12 protein-coding genes are annotated in these 16,546 nt (G+C 63.1%); 5 read left to right on the forward strand and 7 right to left on the reverse strand.

Annotated elements, in window-relative coordinates:
- Positions 1-221: 221 nt before the first annotated feature.
- The 6 genes from P6U29_RS27485 to P6U29_RS27510 all read right to left on the reverse strand — a co-directional run bounded on the left by P6U29_RS27485 (position 222) and on the right by P6U29_RS27510 (position 7,357).
- Positions 222-968: an alpha/beta hydrolase family protein gene (locus P6U29_RS27485; protein WP_407113267.1), complete on the reverse strand. Its 747-nt coding sequence runs from the start codon at positions 966-968 to the stop codon at positions 222-224.
- 166 nt (positions 969-1,134) lie between these two features.
- Entirely contained in the window at positions 1,135-2,634 is a 1,500-nt protein-coding gene (locus tag P6U29_RS27490; protein WP_407113269.1) for a tripartite tricarboxylate transporter permease, read from the reverse strand.
- Entirely contained in the window at positions 2,634-3,116 is a 483-nt protein-coding gene (locus P6U29_RS27495; RefSeq protein ID WP_407113271.1) for a tripartite tricarboxylate transporter TctB family protein, read from the reverse strand. The genes P6U29_RS27490 and P6U29_RS27495 overlap by 1 nt, the downstream gene beginning before the upstream one ends.
- Positions 3,113-4,081: a Bug family tripartite tricarboxylate transporter substrate binding protein gene (locus P6U29_RS27500; protein ID WP_407113272.1), complete on the reverse strand. Its 969-nt coding sequence runs from the start codon at positions 4,079-4,081 to the stop codon at positions 3,113-3,115. Before P6U29_RS27500 ends, P6U29_RS27495 begins: the two co-directional genes overlap by 4 nt.
- 106 nt (positions 4,082-4,187) lie before the next feature.
- Positions 4,188-5,030, reverse strand: a complete 843-nt coding sequence (locus P6U29_RS27505; protein WP_407119432.1) for an IclR family transcriptional regulator — start codon at positions 5,028-5,030, stop codon at positions 4,188-4,190.
- A gap of 197 nt (positions 5,031-5,227) precedes the next feature.
- Positions 5,228-7,357, reverse strand: coding sequence for an acetate--CoA ligase family protein (locus P6U29_RS27510; protein WP_407113273.1), 2,130 nt, complete (start codon positions 7,355-7,357; stop codon positions 5,228-5,230).
- 352 nt (positions 7,358-7,709) lie between these two features.
- Between P6U29_RS27510 and P6U29_RS27515 the strand changes: the two genes are divergently transcribed.
- The 3 genes from P6U29_RS27515 to frc all read left to right on the forward strand — a co-directional run bounded on the left by P6U29_RS27515 (position 7,710) and on the right by frc (position 11,543).
- Positions 7,710-8,405, forward strand: coding sequence for a GntR family transcriptional regulator (locus P6U29_RS27515; protein ID WP_407119433.1), 696 nt, complete (start codon positions 7,710-7,712; stop codon positions 8,403-8,405).
- Between the two features lie 63 nt (positions 8,406-8,468).
- Positions 8,469-10,202 carry an oxalyl-CoA decarboxylase gene (oxc, locus tag P6U29_RS27520; RefSeq protein ID WP_407113274.1) on the forward strand — a complete coding sequence of 578 codons (1,734 nt, stop codon included), beginning with the start codon at positions 8,469-8,471 and terminating at the stop codon, positions 10,200-10,202.
- A 63-nt stretch (positions 10,203-10,265) separates the two neighbouring features.
- A complete protein-coding gene (gene frc / locus P6U29_RS27525) occupies positions 10,266-11,543 on the forward strand; it encodes a formyl-CoA transferase (RefSeq protein WP_407113276.1) in 1,278 nt (425 codons plus the stop codon).
- 88 nt (positions 11,544-11,631) lie between these two features.
- On the opposite strand, the gene ltrA is transcribed toward frc, so the two are convergent.
- The gene (gene ltrA, locus P6U29_RS27530) at positions 11,632-13,032 is read right to left on the reverse strand and encodes a group II intron reverse transcriptase/maturase (protein WP_407112384.1); all 1,401 of its coding nucleotides are present in this window, start codon (positions 13,030-13,032) and stop codon (positions 11,632-11,634) included.
- Between the two features lie 862 nt (positions 13,033-13,894).
- On the opposite strand from ltrA, the gene P6U29_RS27535 reads away from it, so the two are divergent.
- Together P6U29_RS27535 and P6U29_RS27540 are read left to right on the forward strand one after the other, a co-directional pair.
- Positions 13,895-14,485, forward strand: a complete 591-nt coding sequence (locus P6U29_RS27535) for a GNAT family N-acetyltransferase (protein ID WP_407113278.1) — start codon at positions 13,895-13,897, stop codon at positions 14,483-14,485.
- Between the two features lie 482 nt (positions 14,486-14,967).
- Positions 14,968-16,476: an amidohydrolase family protein gene (locus P6U29_RS27540; protein WP_407113280.1), complete on the forward strand. Its 1,509-nt coding sequence runs from the start codon at positions 14,968-14,970 to the stop codon at positions 16,474-16,476.
- Positions 16,477-16,546 lie beyond the last annotated feature (70 nt).

A 16,546-nucleotide genomic window follows, 5' to 3' on the forward strand; every position in this document is an offset into this window, starting at 1 on the left:
TTCTCGCTCACAGTTGCTCCCTAAAGAACCGTACGACCGCTGCATCGAAGTCGCGGTGAAAGGCTGCCCTATCGAAGCCCTCCGCATCGGTGCAGAAGCGCGGCAGGTTGGCGGCGAGGTCCGTAGCGCAGGGCGGGAGAAACGCGAAGTGGCCAGCCGGCACGATATGAAGTTCGGGTTGGCCCGGCAAAGCATTTAGCACACGTGCGACGCCCTCTGGATCAACGCCCCCGGTCTTTGGCTCCGGATTCAGATCGCCAGACCTGCAATGGGATGTCGATGGGTGACAACGTACTCTTTGTGAATGCCACGGTCAGCGCAGGATCGGCAATGACGGCAGCCTTGATCCTGGTGTCTCGCGGCAGGTTCTTTGGCACATCGCCGCTCCGTACCTGTTCGCAAAAGCTGGAGCTGTTTTTGCAGTAAGACGCCGTCCTCTGGAAATCGAGAGTGGCACCTGCGAGCACCAGCCCAGTGTAACCGCCTTTCGAAAAGCCGAAGAACCCGATTTTGGACGAGTCGATTGCGTCTCGGTCCTTCCAATCCTTCAGCATGAAATCAATGAGGTGAATCATATCGGCCGGCCGGGAAGCCCAATTCGAAAGGGTTTCGCTCTGCGAGCTGTCGTTCCCGTTGTCACCCGGGTGATTGATGGCTGCAACGACAAAGCCTGCATCAGCCAAGGCCTCTGCGGTGTCATGATGGAGACCGAACGAGCCACTGCGACCGTGGGAGAAGACCACCAGAGGTAGCTTCGCGCCAGCGACAGGGCAATCCTTCACACCGTCAAAAGAATCGAAGGGCACCGCGAGGCTGCCAAGCGGCACACTCTGAGGCTTCGCCGCGCATGGATACCAAATAGCACCCGCGAGCGTTGGCGTCTCAAGCAGCTGGATACCCGCGCCCCGCGCGGGATATGCCAAACAACAAAGTAATAGGGAATAAGCCAACCATGTCTTGGGCCCCAAAGATCCCTCCCAACTGTTAGATGAAGCTAAGAACAGGCTCGCCATAAGATTGTGACGGAATTATCGTGTATTCTTGCAGCGCCGATGTCGGAGATGGGTCCACTAGCGGTAATGCTCTGGCCGATCAGAAGATTTCCGCTCGGCCCTCAGGAGCCGACACTACGCCCTAGTCCTCGTTCGCCTTGAACCGCCCGAGCCCCTTCAGCACGAAGGGCGCCAACAGCGCGATCAGCGCGACACCGAGTAACGTCGCCGAGATCGGGCTCTGCAGCAGCGTCATGGGATCGCCGAGACTGATCGCGAGTGCACGGCGCAACTGGCTCTCGGCGATCGGGCCGAGGATCAGGCCGACGACGACCGGCGCGATCGGAAAATCGAACCGGCGCATCAGGAAGCCGAGCACACCGAAACCGGCCAGCATCGACAATTCCACGACAGACGGCTTGGCCGCGATGGTGCCCATGGTCGCGAACACGAGGATGCCGGCATAGAGCCAGGGCTGCGGGATGGCGAGCAGCCGCACCCACAGGCCGACCAGCGGCAGGTTGAGCACAAGCAGCATCATGTTGGCGATGAACAAGCTCGCGATCAGGCCCCAGACGAGGTCAGGCCGCTCGGCGAACAGCAGCGGGCCTGGGTTGAGGCCGTATTGCTGGAAGCCCGCCAGCATCATCGCTGCGGTCGCCGAGGTCGGCAGTCCCAGCGTCAACAGCGGCACCAGCGTGCCGGCGGCCGAAGCGTTGTTGGCGGCCTCTGGTCCGGCGACCCCTTCGATCGCGCCCTTGCCAAATTCTTCGGGATGTTTGGTCAGCCGCTTCTCGGTCGAATAGGACAAAAAGGTCGGGATCTCAGCGCCGCCGGCGGGCAGTGCACCGATCGGGAAGCCGAACATGGTGCCGCGCAACCACGGCTTCCACGAGCGCTTCCAGTCTTCCTTCGTCATCCAGAGCGAGCCGCGGACCGGCTCGAGTTTCTCCTCGGTGTGGTGGCGGCGCGATGCGACGTAGAGCGCCTCGCCCACCGCGAACAGGCCGACGGCGAGCGTCGTCACTTCGACGCCATCGAGCAATTCAGGGACGCCGAACGCAAGTCGCGCCTGCCCGGTCAGCTTGTCGATGCCGACGAGGCCGAGCGTAAGGCCGATGAACAGGCTGGTCAGGCCGCGCACCGGGGAATCGCCGAAGGTCGCCGACACCGTGACGAAAGCGACGCACATCAGCGCAAAATAATCCTCGGGGCCGAAGCCTACGGCGAAATCGACCAGCCATGGCGCGAGGAACGCGAGACCAATGGTGGCGATGGTGCCGGCGACGAAGGAGCCGATCGCGGAGATCGCAAGCGCCGGCCCGCCGCGGCCGGCCTTGGCCATCTTGTTGCCCTCGAGCGCGGTCGCCATCGAGGCGCTTTCGCCGGGCGTGTTGATGAGGATCGCGGTGGTCGACCCGCCATACATGCCGCCATAATAGATCCCGGCGAACATGATCAGCGAGCCGCCGGGATCGAGCTTGTACGTCACCGGCAGCAGCAGCGCGACCGTCAGGGCCGGGCCGATGCCGGGCAGCACGCCCACAGCCGTGCCAAGGAACACGCCGATCAGCGCGTAAAGCAGGTTCATCGGCTGGACGGCGACCGCCATGCCATGCGCCAGCGCGGCAAAGGTATCCATTACAGCAATCGCTCCAGCGGGCCCGCAGGCAGGCTCAGCGTCAACAATCGGTCGAACGCGAGATAGATGAGTGTCGACATCACGAGAGCGATGATGGCGTCGATGAGGATGGCGCGGCGCCCGAAGGCAGCCGACGTTGTCACGAACAGCGCCGAGGTCGCCAGGATGAAGCCGCCGCCGAAGCCGATGATCGCAATCAGCAGCGCGAGGCCGACGAGGATCAGAAAGACTGGCACGGGATCGGTGCTCTCACGCGGCGGCAGATTGCCGCGCAGCGCATCGATGAAATTGCCGATCGCGAGCAAGGCGAGCCCGCTCGCGACCACGACCGGCATCGCCTCCGGTCCCATGCCGTACATCGCGGCGGATTGCAGGCCGCGCGCGTCCCAGACCAGCACGACGGCGAGCGCCGCCAGCAATGCAGCGATGACGATGCCGGCGCGATCGACACGCCGCGGCTGGGCAGAATCATGTGACGTCATGACTTGACGAGACCGACCGATTTCAGCACGTCGGTGACGCGGGCCGTTTCCGTCTTCAGGAAGTCGGCGAAGGCGTCGCCGCCGAGATAGGCATCCTCCCAGCCCTTCTGTTTGAGGATTTCCTTCCAGGCGTCCGACTTCACCATCTTCTCGACCGCATCGCTCAAGGTCTTGCGCTGCTCCGACGTGATGCCGGGAGGCGCGACCACCGAGCGCCAGTTGGCGATCACGAGGTCGATGCCCTGCTCCTTGAAGGTCGGGATGTCGCTGCCTGCGATGCGCTTCTCCGAGGTCACGCCGATCGCGCGCAGCTTGCCGGACTTGATCTGCCCCTCATACTCGCTGAGCCCCGAAATGCCTGCGGTGACCTTGCCGCCGAGGATCGCGGCGAGCGACTCGCCGCCACCGGAGAACGGGATGTAATTGATCTTCTTGGCGTCGGCGCCGACGGCGCCGGCGAACAGCGCGGCCATCACGTGGTCGACGCCACCGGCCGAGCCGCCGGCGAAGGTCACCTTGGCGATATCCGCCTTCACCGCGGTGGCAAGGTCCTGCGCCGTCTTGATCGGCGAATTCGCGGGCACCACGATCACCTGGATTTCCTCGGTGAGACGCGCGATCGGCGTGACCTGCTCGAGCGTCACCGGCGATTTGTTCATGGCGAGCGCGCCCACCATGACGAAGCCGTTGACCATCATCTGGTTGCCGTCGCCCTTGGCGCCGTTGACGAACTGCGCGATGCCGACGCTGCCGCCTGCACCGGGAACGTTGGTGACCTGTACGCTGCGGGCGACGCCGGAGGCCACCAGCGCCTGCTGCATCGAGCGCGCCGTCTGGTCCCATCCCCCGCCCGGCGCCGCCGGCGCCATCAGCTTGAGCTCGAGCTGCTGGGCAAAGGCCGGATTGGCTGCCGCCAGGGTCAGCGCGACGGCTGCGCCGACAAGGCGCACGGGAAATCGAAACATGGGGGCATCTCCAGGCTCTTGCGGACGTTCGCCGCATTGTGTCGTTTGGTCGCATATCAACCAAAACGGCCGATGCTGTCCAGTGAGATCCCCCCAGGGTTTTTGGCTAGCGGGGCGCCGGGATCACCCCGCCAAGCGCGGCCGTCAATTCGGCAGCGACATCCCGGACGATGTGGCCAATCTCCGGCAACCGTTCGTCAGTGACGCGGCTGGTCATGCCGGATACGGAAATCGCGGCAAGCGGTTCGGCCAAAGCGTTATATACCACCGCGGCTACGCAGCGCAGGCCGATCTGCGCCTCCTCATCGTCGACCGCAAAGCCCTGCTTGCGGATTTTTTCGAGCTCCTTGAACAGGTCACTCGGCCGCACGATCGACTTCTCGGTCAGCCGCGGCATGCCGTGATGGCGGATCACGGCGCCGACGTCCTCGTCCGAATAGGTTGCGAGCACCGCTTTGCCGACGCCGGAGGTCACCATGGGGACGCGGCCGCCGACCTTGGTCAGCGAGCGCATGATCTCACGGCTCTCCATGCGGGTCAGCACGATGATGAACTCATCGTCGACAACGGCGAGATTGGCGGTCTCGCGGGTGAGATCGCGCAGCTTGCGCAAGTAGGGGATCGCCTGCGCGGAGAAATTACGCCTCCGGGCAAAGCTGGCGCCAACTGTGAAGCTGCGCACGCCGACATGCCATTTCGATTCGCCACGGTCGAACTGCACGAAGCGGCGACTTTCGAGCGTTGCGAGCAGTCGGTGCACGGTGGAAGCCGACAGGCCGGTACGGATCGCGAGATCGCTGAGGCGATAACCTTCGTCGTCCTCGGCCAGCGTCTCGATGATCGACAGCGCGCGGTCGACGGACTGCACGCCACCGTCGCGGCCCTCTTGATCAGCCTCCGCCGGCGATCTGGGTTCGAGCGATTTGCGCCGGATCACGTTCTTGCTCATCGCGACCTGCATTTGCCAATCAGACAAGACGCGCGCCGCCTCTTCTCCCTCTCCCCGTTCTTACGGGGAGAGGGTCGGGGTGAGGGGCCATCTCCGCAAAGACGGTGAGAGATGGACTCGCGGAGAGTCCCCCTCACCCGGAATTTGCTGCGCAAATTCCGGCCTCTCCCCGCAGGCGGGGAGAGGCGAAACCAGCGTTAGAGCAGCCCTGCCCCGCGCGCCCACTTGTACTTGGCGCCGAGGACCTCGACCGGCAGCTCGGTCGAATAGGCGTAGGCCGGGATGCCGTGCTGGTAGAGATATTCGGCGGCTTCCTCGACCTCGACGTCGCCGGCGAGCGAGGCGACCATCGGCTTCACAAAGCCCTCGGCCTCCATCTCCTTCTTCACCTCGACCATGTTGCGGGCGAACACCATCGGCGGGGTGACGATGGTGTGCCAGTAGCCGAGGATCAGCGCGTGGATACGCTCATCCGACAGGCCGAGCTTCACCGTGTTGACATAGGTGATCGGCGGCTCGCCGCCGGTGATATCCACAGGATTTCCGGCCGCGCCAAACGGCGGGATGAACTTGCGGAAGGCCGCATCGAGATCCGGCGGCATCGACATCAGCGACAGACCGTTGTCGACGCAGGAGTCCGACAGCAGCACGCCCGAGCCACCGGCGCCGGTGATGATCAGCACGTTCTCGCCCTTCGGCGTCGGCAGCACCGGCACGCCGCGAGCGAATTCGAGCAGCTGACGCAAGGAGCGCGCACGGATCACACCGGACTGCTTGAACACGTCCTCATAGATGCGGTCATTGCCGGCGAGCGCGCCGGTGTGCGAGGACGCCGCTTTCGCACCGGCCGAGGTACGGCCGGCCTTGAGCACGACGACCGGCTTCTTCTTGGAGACGCGCTTGGCGGCTTCCGCGAAGGCGCGGCCGTCCTTGAGGTCTTCGCAGTGCTGCGCGATCAGATTAGTGTTCGGGTCCTGCTCGAAGAAGGCGAGCAGATCGTCCTCGTCGATATCGGACTTGTTGCCGAGGCCGACGATCGCCGAGACGCCCATCTTGGCCGAGCGCGAGAAGCCGATGATGGCCATGCCGATGCCGCCCGACTGCGACGACAGCGCCGCGTGGCCCTTGACGTCATAGGCCGTGCAGAAGGTCGCGCAGAGATTGGCCGGGGTGTAGTAGAAGCCGTAGATGTTCGGCCCCATCAAGCGGATGTCGTACTTTTTGCCGACCTCCACGATCTCTGCCTGCAGCTCCGGCGCGCCGGCTTCGGCAAAGCCCGAGGGAATCAGCACCGCGCCCGGAATCTTCTTCTCGCCGCATTCGGTGAGAGCTGCCGCCACAAACTTCGCGGGGATCGCGAACACCGCGACGTCGATCACGCCCGGCACGTCCTTGACGCTCTTGTACGCCTTGTAGCCGAGGATCTCGGCGGCCTTGGGATGGATCGGATAGATCTCGCCCTTGTAGCCGCCGTTGATGAGGTTCTTCATCACGGAGTTGCCGATCTTGCCGTCCTCGGCGGAGGCGCCGACCACGGCGACCGCCTTCGGCTGCATGATGCGGTTCATCGCCGCGACGATCTCTTCGGTCGGACGCGGTTTCGGCTTCGGCTTGTAAGCGAAATCGACGACGATGCGCACGTCCGCGGCAGTTGCGCCCTTCGGGGTCGCGAACACAGGGTTGAGGTCGAGCTCGACGATCTCAGGGAAATCGGTGACGAGCTGCGAGACCTTGACGATGACGTCGGCGAGAGCGTTGCGGTTCACCGGCTCGCTGCCGCGCACACCCTTCAGGATCTCGTGCGCCTGGATGCCGTCGAGCATCGAGAGCGCGTCGTCCTTTGTGGCAGGCGCGAGGCGGAACGTGATATCTTTCAAGACTTCGACCAGCACCCCACCGAGCCCGAACGCCACCAGCTTGCCGAACGAACCGTCGGTGATCGAACCGACGATGACCTCGGTGCCGCCGGCCAGCATCTGCTGCACCTGGACGCCCTCGATCTTGGCATCGGCCTTGTATTTCTTCGCGTTCCCGAGAATGGTCTCGTAGGCCTTCTCGGCTTCCTCGGCCGTCTTGAGGCCGACGATAACGCCGCCGGCTTCGGTCTTGTGGAGAATGTCCGGCGAGACGATCTTCATCACGACGGGGAAGCCCATCGCGGCCGCCATCTTCCCGGCTTCGCCCGCCGACTTCGCCACGCCCTCCTTCGGCACCGGAATGCCGTAGGCGTCGCAGACCAGCTTGCCTTCCGGCGCCGTCAGGCTGGTGCGGTTGTCCGCCTTGACCTGGTCAAGCACCTTGCGGACGGCATCTTTGGAATTGGACATGTGGCTTCTCCCTTGACCTGAGTTCGTTCGTTGCAAAGCGCGCGCGTGGTTAGCGGCTGCCTGTGGATGCTTGCCATTCGCCGCGCTCTGTTCCATGCGACGGAACGGAGGGGCATAAAGCCCAAGACTACTCCGCCGGCTTGGATCAAAAATGGCTGGCGATGGCATTTGGTATGCCAGAAGCCAACTTGTCAAGCTGGTGCGTGCCCTGGAACGCCGCAAAAAATAGGCAGCTTGACATTCTGGCATGTGGTATGCCAAAAACTTTCCCGTTAATATTCCTGTAAAAGACGACTCCCACTGGAGGAGATTCGTCGTGTCACTACGGAAACCAACCAAGGCGTTGCCGAACATGGCCGAGGCAGACATCGCAATCGTTCGTATTGCCCCGGAGAGCAGCTTCAAGAACAAGGCGTATGACGCCTTGAAGGAAGCCATCCTCAAGATGGACATCTACTCGACGCCCGAGCCGGTGATGCTCGACGAGCGCGCGCTGTCCGAACGCCTCGGCGTCAGCCGCACGCCGATCCGCGAAGCCATCGCGATGCTCGAGCAGGACGGTTTCGTGAAGACGGTGCCGCGCCGCGGCATCATGGTGGTGCGCAGGACCAAGAGCGAGATCGTCGACATGATCCGCGCCTGGGCGGCGCTGGAGAGCATGGCCGCTCGCCTCATCACCACCACCGCACGCAAGAAGGACATCACCGCGCTGCGCGACTTCTTCAAGGATTTCGGCAAGGACCGCCGGCCCGAGGATCATGTCGAGGAATACTCCAAGGCCAACATCGCCTTCCACCAGGCGCTGATCTCGCTGTCGGAATCCCCCGTGCTGGTCGATCTCACCAACGACCTCCTCTTGCACGTGCGCGGCTATCGCCAGCTGACCATCGGTCGCAAGGACCGCACCGCGACCTCGCTGCCCGAACATCTCGGCATCATCGAAGCGCTGGAAGCGCGCGACACCGAGCTCGCCGAGAAGCGCGCCCGCGATCACACCCTCGGCCTTGCCGCTTACGTCGAAGCGCACGGCCAGGAACTCTTTACCTAGCAACGTTCACCAGAAGGGCGAACAATTCGCCCCAACGACCTTGAGACCAGGGAGACAAGGCCCATGCTGAATACCGCGACCAAGTCCGAAGCACCGGGCACCGAGCAGGAACTGACGGATGGCTTCCATCTCGTCATCGACGCGCTCAAGCTGAACGGCATCAACACCATCTATAACGTGCCGGGCATCCCGATCACGGATTTGGGCCGCATGGCGCAGGCCGCAGGTATTCGCGTGATCTCCTTCCGCCACGAGCAGAACGCCGGCTACGCCGCCGGCATCGCCGGCTATCTCACCAAGAAACCCGGCGTCTGCCTCACAGTCTCCGCGCCGGGCTTCCTCAACGGTCTCACCGCGCTCGCACACGCGACCACCAACTGCTATCCGATGATCCTGATCTCGGGCTCCTCCGAGCGCGAGATCGTCGACCTCCAGCAGGGCGACTACGAGGAGATGGACCAGCTCGCGATCGCGAAGCCGCTGTGCAAGGCGGCCTATCGCGTGCTGCACGCCCAGGACATCGGCATCGGCTTCGCCCGCGCCATTCGCGCCGCGGTTTCGGGCCGTCCGGGCGGCGTCTATCTCGACCTGCCGGCAAAGCTGTTCGGCCAGGTGATGAACGCCGAAGCCGGCCAGAAGTCGCTGGTCAAGGTGATCGACGCGGCGCCCGCGCAAATCCCCTCGCCCGCTTCCGTGAAGCGTGCGCTTGATGTTCTGAAGAGCGCGAAGCGTCCGCTCATCATCCTCGGCAAGGGCGCCGCCTACGCGCAGGCCGATGAAGAGATCAAAAACTTCGTCGAGAAGAGCGGCGTGCCCTTCCTGCCGATGAGCATGGCCAAAGGCCTGCTCCCCGACACCCATCCGCAGTGCGCCGGTGCGGCCCGCTCGACCGTGCTGAAGGAGTCCGACGTCGTCATGCTGATCGGCGCGCGGCTGAACTGGCTGCTCTCGCACGGCAAGGGCAAGAGCTGGGGCGAAGCGCCGAAGAAATTCATCCAGGTCGACATCGAGCCGAAGGAAATGGACTCCAACGTCGAGATCGTCGCGCCCGTCGTCGGCGACATCGGCTCGGTGGTCTCCGCCTTCAACCAGGCGATGGGCTCGAGCTGGACTGCGCCGCCGGCCGACTGGACCAAGGCCATCTCGACCAAGCGCGAAGAGAACGTCGCCAAGATGGCGCCGAAGCTCATGAACAACAAGTCGCCGATGGACTATCACGGCGCGCTCGGCGTCTTGAAGAACGTCATCAAGGAGTACCCCGAGGCGATCCTCGTCAACGAAGGCGCCAACACGCTCGACCTCGCCCGTGGCGTCATCGACATGTACCGCCCGCGCAAGCGTCTCGACGTCGGCACCTGGGGCGTGATGGGCATCGGCATGGGCCAGGCGATCGCGGCCGCGCTCGAGACCGGCAACCCCGTGCTAGCGGTGGAAGGCGACTCGGCGTTCGGCTTCTCCGGCATGGAGGTCGAGACGATCTGCCGCTACAACCTGCCGATCTGCGTCGTGATCTTCAATAACGACGGCATCTATCGCGGCACCGATGTCAACGGCGCCAATTCCGATCCGGCGACCACCGTGTTCGTGAAGGGCGCGCGCTACGACAAGATGATGGAAGCCTTCGGCGGCGTCGGCGTGAACGCGACCTCGCCGGATGAACTCAAGCGCGCCGTCAATGAGGCGATGAAATCCGGCAAGCCGACACTCATCAACGCCGTGATCGATCCCGCTGCGGGCTCCGAGAGCGGCCGCATCGGCAACCTCAATCCGCAGAGCGTTCTGCAGAAGAAGAAGTAAGTCCACCCCTTCAACCCTTATTCCCTGTGGTTAGCAGGGGCAGACAGAGTACGGAGCAACACGATGACCAAGGCGCTCACGGGCGTTCGCATTCTCGACTTCACCCACGTCCAGTCCGGACCGACCTGCACGCAGCTGCTGGCCTGGTTCGGCGCCGACGTGATCAAGGTGGAACGTCCGGGCGTGGGTGACATCACCCGCGGCCAGCTACAGGACATCCCGAACGTGGACAGCCTGTATTTCACCATGCTCAACCACAACAAGCGCTCGATCACGCTCGACACCAAGAACCCCAAGGGCAAGGAAGTCCTCACCGAGTTGATCAAGAAGTGCGACGTGCTGGTCGAGAATTTCGGCCCCGGCGTGCTCGACCGCATGGGCTTCCCCTGGGAGAAGATCCAGCAGATCAACCCGAAGATGATCGTCGCCTCGATCAAGGGCTTTGGCCCTGGCCCTTACGAAGACTGCAAGGTCTACGAGAACGTCGCGCAGTGCACCGGCGGCGCCGCCTCCACCACCGGCTTCCGCGACGGCCTGCCGCTCGTCACCGGCGCGCAGATCGGCGATAGCGGCACCGGCCTGCACCTCGCACTCGGCATCGTCACCGCGCTCTATCAGCGCACGCATTCGGGCAAGGGCCAGCGCGTCACCGCCGCGATGCAGGACGGCGTGCTCAACCTCTGCCGCGTCAAGCTGCGCGACCAGCAGCGCCTCGCTCATGGTCCGCTCAAGGAATACAGCCAGTTCGGCGAAGGCGTGCCGTTCGGCGATGCCGTGCCGCGCGCCGGCAACGATTCCGGCGGCGGCCAGCCCGGCCGCATCCTGAAGTGCAAGGGCTGGGAGACCGATCCCAATGCCTACATCTACTTCATCACCCAGGCTCCGGTCTGGGAGAAGATCTGCGACGTCATCGGCGAGCCCTCCTGGAAGACCGATCCGAACTACGCCAAGCCTGTCGCCCGCCTGCCGCGGCTCAACGAGATCTTCGCCCGCATCGAACAGTGGACGATGACGAAGACCAAGTTCGAGGCGATGGAGATCCTCAACAAGGACGACATCCCCTGCGGTCCGATCCTGTCGATGAAGGAGATCGCGGAAGACCAGTCGCTGCGCGCGACCGGCACCGTCGTCGAGGTCGATCACCCCACCCGCGGCAAGTACATCTCCGTCGGCAACCCGATCAAGCTGTCGGATAGCCCGGCCGAAGTGACCCGCTCGCCGCTGCTCGGCGAGCACACCGACGAGATCCTGCGCTCGGTGCTCGGCTTCAGCGATCATCAGGTCGCCGACATCCACAAGTCCGGCGCGCTCGATCCGCCGCAGAAGCAGGCCGCGGAGTAAGCGACGCCGCCTTGAATCGGGTAGGAGGAAGCCTCGCGGCTTCCCCCTCCCACACCACCGTACGTACGGTTCCGTATACGGCGGTTCGTCAAGCACGATTGAGATGGCGGTGCAGTTCGATGAGAGACGGCAAGCCGAGTTGCGTGAAGAAGGCGGCGCGATAGGCATCGTTCATGTGGCTGGCCCCGGCGTTCCACCAGGGGCCTCGGCCGTTGGAGGCCGACCGCCATGCCCGCTCCGGATCGAGCCCGCGTTGCATCAAGCGCTTGCGGCGTGTCCGCGGTCGCTTCCACTGGCGCCAGAGGACGCAGCGCAATTTGCGCCGCATCCAGCCGTCGAGCTCCTCGAACACCCCTTTGGCCTCCGCCAGCCGGAAGTATTGCAGCCAGCCGCGCAGGATGGGGGTTAGGGCTCTGACAGTCGATGCCAGGGTTCGTCCGCGCCCTTGGCGCAACGTCGTCCTCAGCTTGCTCCGCAACCGCTGCACACTCTTGGCCGCGACCCGCAGGCGCGGTTGCTTGTGAGCGGTCATGGTGTAACCGAGGAAGGTACGCGCCCAGGGATGGTCAACAGCACTCTTTGCTGCGTTGACCTTGAGCCGCAGCTGCTCGGTCAGGAAGCGCGTGATCGACGCCATCACCCGCTCGCCGGCCCGCCGCGTCCGCACATAGATGTTGCAGTCGTCGGCGTAACGGCAGAAGGCGTGGCCTCGTCGCTCGAGCTCCTTGTCCAGGTCATCGAGCAGGATGTTCGACAGCAGCGGTGACAGAGGACCGCCTTGCGGCGTGCCTTCGCTCCGTGCCGTCGTGATCCCACCCGTCATCAATCCAGCCTGCAGGTAGCGGCGGATCACCCGCAGCACCCGCCTGTCCGCGACCCGGCGGGCCACTCGTGCCATCAGCACATCATGGTTCACCCGGTCGAAGAACTTCTCCAGATCAAGGTCGACGACGAAGCGTCGGCCCTCGGCCACGTGCGTTCGCGCGGCACGCACCGCATCGTGCGCGCTGCGCCCCGGACGGAAGCCGTACGAAGCCTTGGAGAAGCCTGGATCGAACAGCGGCATCAGCACCTGATGCATCGCCTGCTGGATCAACCGATCCACCACCGTCGGGATGCCCAATTGGCGCATCCCTCCACCGGGCTTGGGGATTTCCACCCCGCGCACCGGCTGCGGCCGATAGCGGCCTTCCAGCAGTTCTTCCTTGATGCGCAGCCAATGCTCCTTCAGATACGGCTGCAACTGCTCCACAGTCATCCGATCGATGCCCGCGGCGCCCTTGTTCGCCACCACCCGATGGTAAGCCGCCATCATGTTCGCTCGGCTGACGATCTTCTCTATCAGCCGCACTTCCACCTCCGGAGGGGAAGGTTGCGATCTTGCCGCGATGTTTGATGCACCCGCCTCCTGCTCTGGCGGCTTCCGGCCGCTGCCCTCGGAGCGGGCATGACGCATCTCAGCGCCATCGTCTGCATCTGCTTCCACCATCGACAGACCGGCCTCCTCCGGTACTCGACGTTCGGCCCTTCACCGGCTTGGTCTGCCGGCTACTACGGCCTCTGCTGACTTCTGCCGCCCCATCCCGACGCCTTGCGGCGCCGGTAGCACACCCGTTGCCGGGGGCAGGACGACAGATCTCCCAGGGTTAGTCGCGTGACCTTCGTGCCATGTACCTGTCGCATCTACGGCCGCATCCTCCGGGTGATATTGGGCTTCGGGAATTCTTGCTCCCTCGCCCGGATGCGGACGCCTCCTATGCGCTTCCTGTTCGTCAGGCCGGCACTTTGCTTACAGCTTCCTTCAGACCCCGCCTCGCGACGACGCCCTTGCTGTTCGGCTAACGGTTCCCATCACCAGGGTCCGTAGAGGACTCTCACCTCCAAGTCATCGATCGGACACCACTCCAATCAAATCGCGCCAGTCACGGCGCTCCGCGCCGTGCCTGGCGCACAAGAGAAGAAAGGGCCGCCCGAAAGGGCGGCCCTTTTGCTTGCGAACGCCATGCAATCACAGGCGCCAACTAAAAAACTGAAAAACAACCCCATGCACAGTAGCCAACCCTTTGACTCCAAATGCACTTCGTATTTTTCGAAGCTAGTTTGACGCGTCGGGCAAAACAGGGGTATTATGCCAGCGTCCAAAGATACGGATGTCGGGCTCGGCAAGGAGCTTGCCGCCCTCACCAGCCTTTCGTCCTTGTCTGCAACGACACTGCGAATGTCCAGAACGGCTCCGCCGACCAGCTGCTGCATCTTGGGGCTGAACCCGCGACGCGCGTCGGGTTGCCGCCGGGCTTCGAACGCGGTGGGCTCGGCGGCTAAACGGCCAGATTTGCAGAAATTGCCGGGGATTGGCTGAATTGATAGTGTCGAGCGGCGGTCCGATCCTGCCCGCGAATACGACGAGCATGAGGGGTAATCAGCTGGAGCCCTCGATCATCATTCGCCCTTTCACTGAAGAGGACGCGGAGCAGGTCCGACTCCTATTCGTTATCGTAAATCGACTGCTCGCGCCTGCCCACATGGCGGAAGCGTTTGAAGCGTACATTGCAACGTCATTGAATGAGGAAATTGGTCAGATCAGCCAGTATTACGAATGTCGGCAAGGCGGTTTTTGGGTCGCGGTTGGCGGCGAAAAAGTCATTGGGATGTTTGGACTTGAACCTTCATCGCCGGGGGCGATGGAATTGCGTCGCATGTACGTCCATCCGGATGCCCGACGCCGCGGCATCGCACGACGGATGTTGAGGTTTGCGGAAGACGAGTGCCGCAAACGCAATCGTCCCCGGATGGATCTCAGCACGTCCGAGCTGCAGCGCGACGCACTATCACTTTACAGGGCCTCCGGATATCAATTGGTTCGCGAAGAAATGGCCGTGGCAACCAGCAACAAATCTCTGGGCGGTGGTATTCGGCGTTATCATTTCACCAAACAGCTCTGATGCGCCCATCCGCTCTTGGCGCATCCGACTGCCGCACCAACTTGGTCGCCGTAGGGGAAAGCGGACTGAGCTCTCTTGGCATCGCGATGGCAGCCGCTGCTGCGGTGTTCGGCTCGACGGCATGAGCCGACGCAGTCCATTTTGAGCAACGAGCCTTTCCCTTCGGCTGAAATCGATCAGATGAAATAATGATGATGCGGCGTTGGGACAGCGTGACTGTCGGATCACATCGCTTGCGCGAATGGAAGTTTGAGCATTGAATCAGCGCGGATACCCACAACTGCAAATGGCTTATCGGTATGCCTGCCGCTCTAGCAGGATGAAGCGATGCAGAGTTTCGCCTAGGCTTGGGGCGCGTGATGGCTTCATGCGTAGCTGAACCGGAGAGGTACGCTAGTCGGTCCTGCCAACTGATTGGGAGTAGCCACACGCGCCTCATGCGCGCTTAGTACGTTCGACGGCCAACAAACGGGAGGAGAACAATGAGCACCTGGCTTAGTGAGCGAGAACAGCGTCTCGTCGCAGGCGCGGAGGCGGCATCGGCGGCAACGCCTATCCCGACCCAGATTGTCTCCAATGGCGAGTATCTCCCGCCCCCGCAGAGCGATACGCAAAAGAAAGTCGAGGCACGGATCAACGAGCTCGCTGATGTTAACGGCAGGCACCTCGGCTTGAGCCGCAGGCAGTTCTTGCATACGAGCTGCGGCATGGCGGCAGCGTTCCTCGCCATGAACGACATCTACGGCAATGTTTTCCAGGTCGCGCCCGCTGAAGCCCGGGAGCCCGAGCTGATGCTGGCCCGCGCGCAGAGCCTCGCAGGCCAATTCATTTTCGACGTCCAGACTCATTTCGTGCGGGACGACTTCGATCATAAGGAGCTGTTGGGGCTGGCGGACTTTGCGAGCCAGCACTGGAATCCGAAGATGAAGGAGGAAGGCGTCTCTTCGCTCGCCCGCTACAAGTTCCAGAATTATGTGAAAGAGATCTACTACGACAGCGATACCAACATGGCGCTCCTGAGTGGCGCGCCCTTCGACGACCCGAGCTGGTGGTTGCTGTCCAATGAGCAGATCGTCAAAGCGCGAGAACTGATCAACGACTTCGCCGGTTCGCGCCGCCTGCTGGCGCATAGCGTCATCACGCCCAAGCAACCCGGCTGGATGGACGAGGTGGACAAAGCGATCGAGGTCTACAAACCGGATTCCTGGAAATCCTACACGATTGGCGATCCGCTGGCGCCCTCGAAGTTCCCGTGGCGGCTCGACGACGAGCAGGTGATGTATCCGTTCTACGAGAAAGCAGTGAAAGCCGGCATCAACACGCTGTGCATCCACAAGGGGTTGCTGCCGCCCGATTATGAGAAGTCGTTCGCAGGCGTCTGGGAATATGCAACGGCGTGGGACATCGGAAAAGCCGCGAAGGATTGGCCGCAGATGAACTTCGTGATCTATCACTCGGCGCTGCGGCCGTTCCTCGAGCTGCCGGACAAGGCGTGGGCGGATTTCGAGCAGACCGGCCGTATCCAGTGGGCCACCGATCTCGCGGAAATCCCGCAGAAGTTCGGCGTCGCCAACGTCTATGCCGAGCTCGGCACGTCCTTTGCCAACTCGGCGGTGGCGCATCCGAAGTTCTGCGCCGCACTGATCGGCACGCTGATAAAGGGGATGGGTGTTGACCACGTCATGTGGGGCACCGACTCGGTCTGGTACGGTTCACCACAGTGGCAAATCGAGGCGCTGCGCCGGCTCGAAATCCCCGAGGATATGCAGAAGAAATACGGCTTTGCGGCGCTTGGCGATGCCAACAGCGCTACCAAGCAGATGATCTTCGCGGGCAACGCAACCAGATTCTACAAGATCAAGCTGAAGGCGGCCGAGAATACCAGGATGCCGGCCTTTTCCGAGGACCGCCTCGCGGCGCTCAAAAACGAGTACACGCAAGCTTCGAAGCAACCTTCGAACCTGCGCTACGGCTACGTTCGCGCCGGCTAGGAACGAACAGCGGAACTAGTGTGCTGGGACCTAAGCGGGGCGAGAGGTATCGTGAGCCTCGCAAGCGCCC

Origin of the sequence: Bradyrhizobium sp. LMG 9283, from assembly GCF_045571415.1 — a bacterium.
Classification (GTDB): Bacteria; Pseudomonadota; Alphaproteobacteria; order Rhizobiales; family Xanthobacteraceae; genus Bradyrhizobium.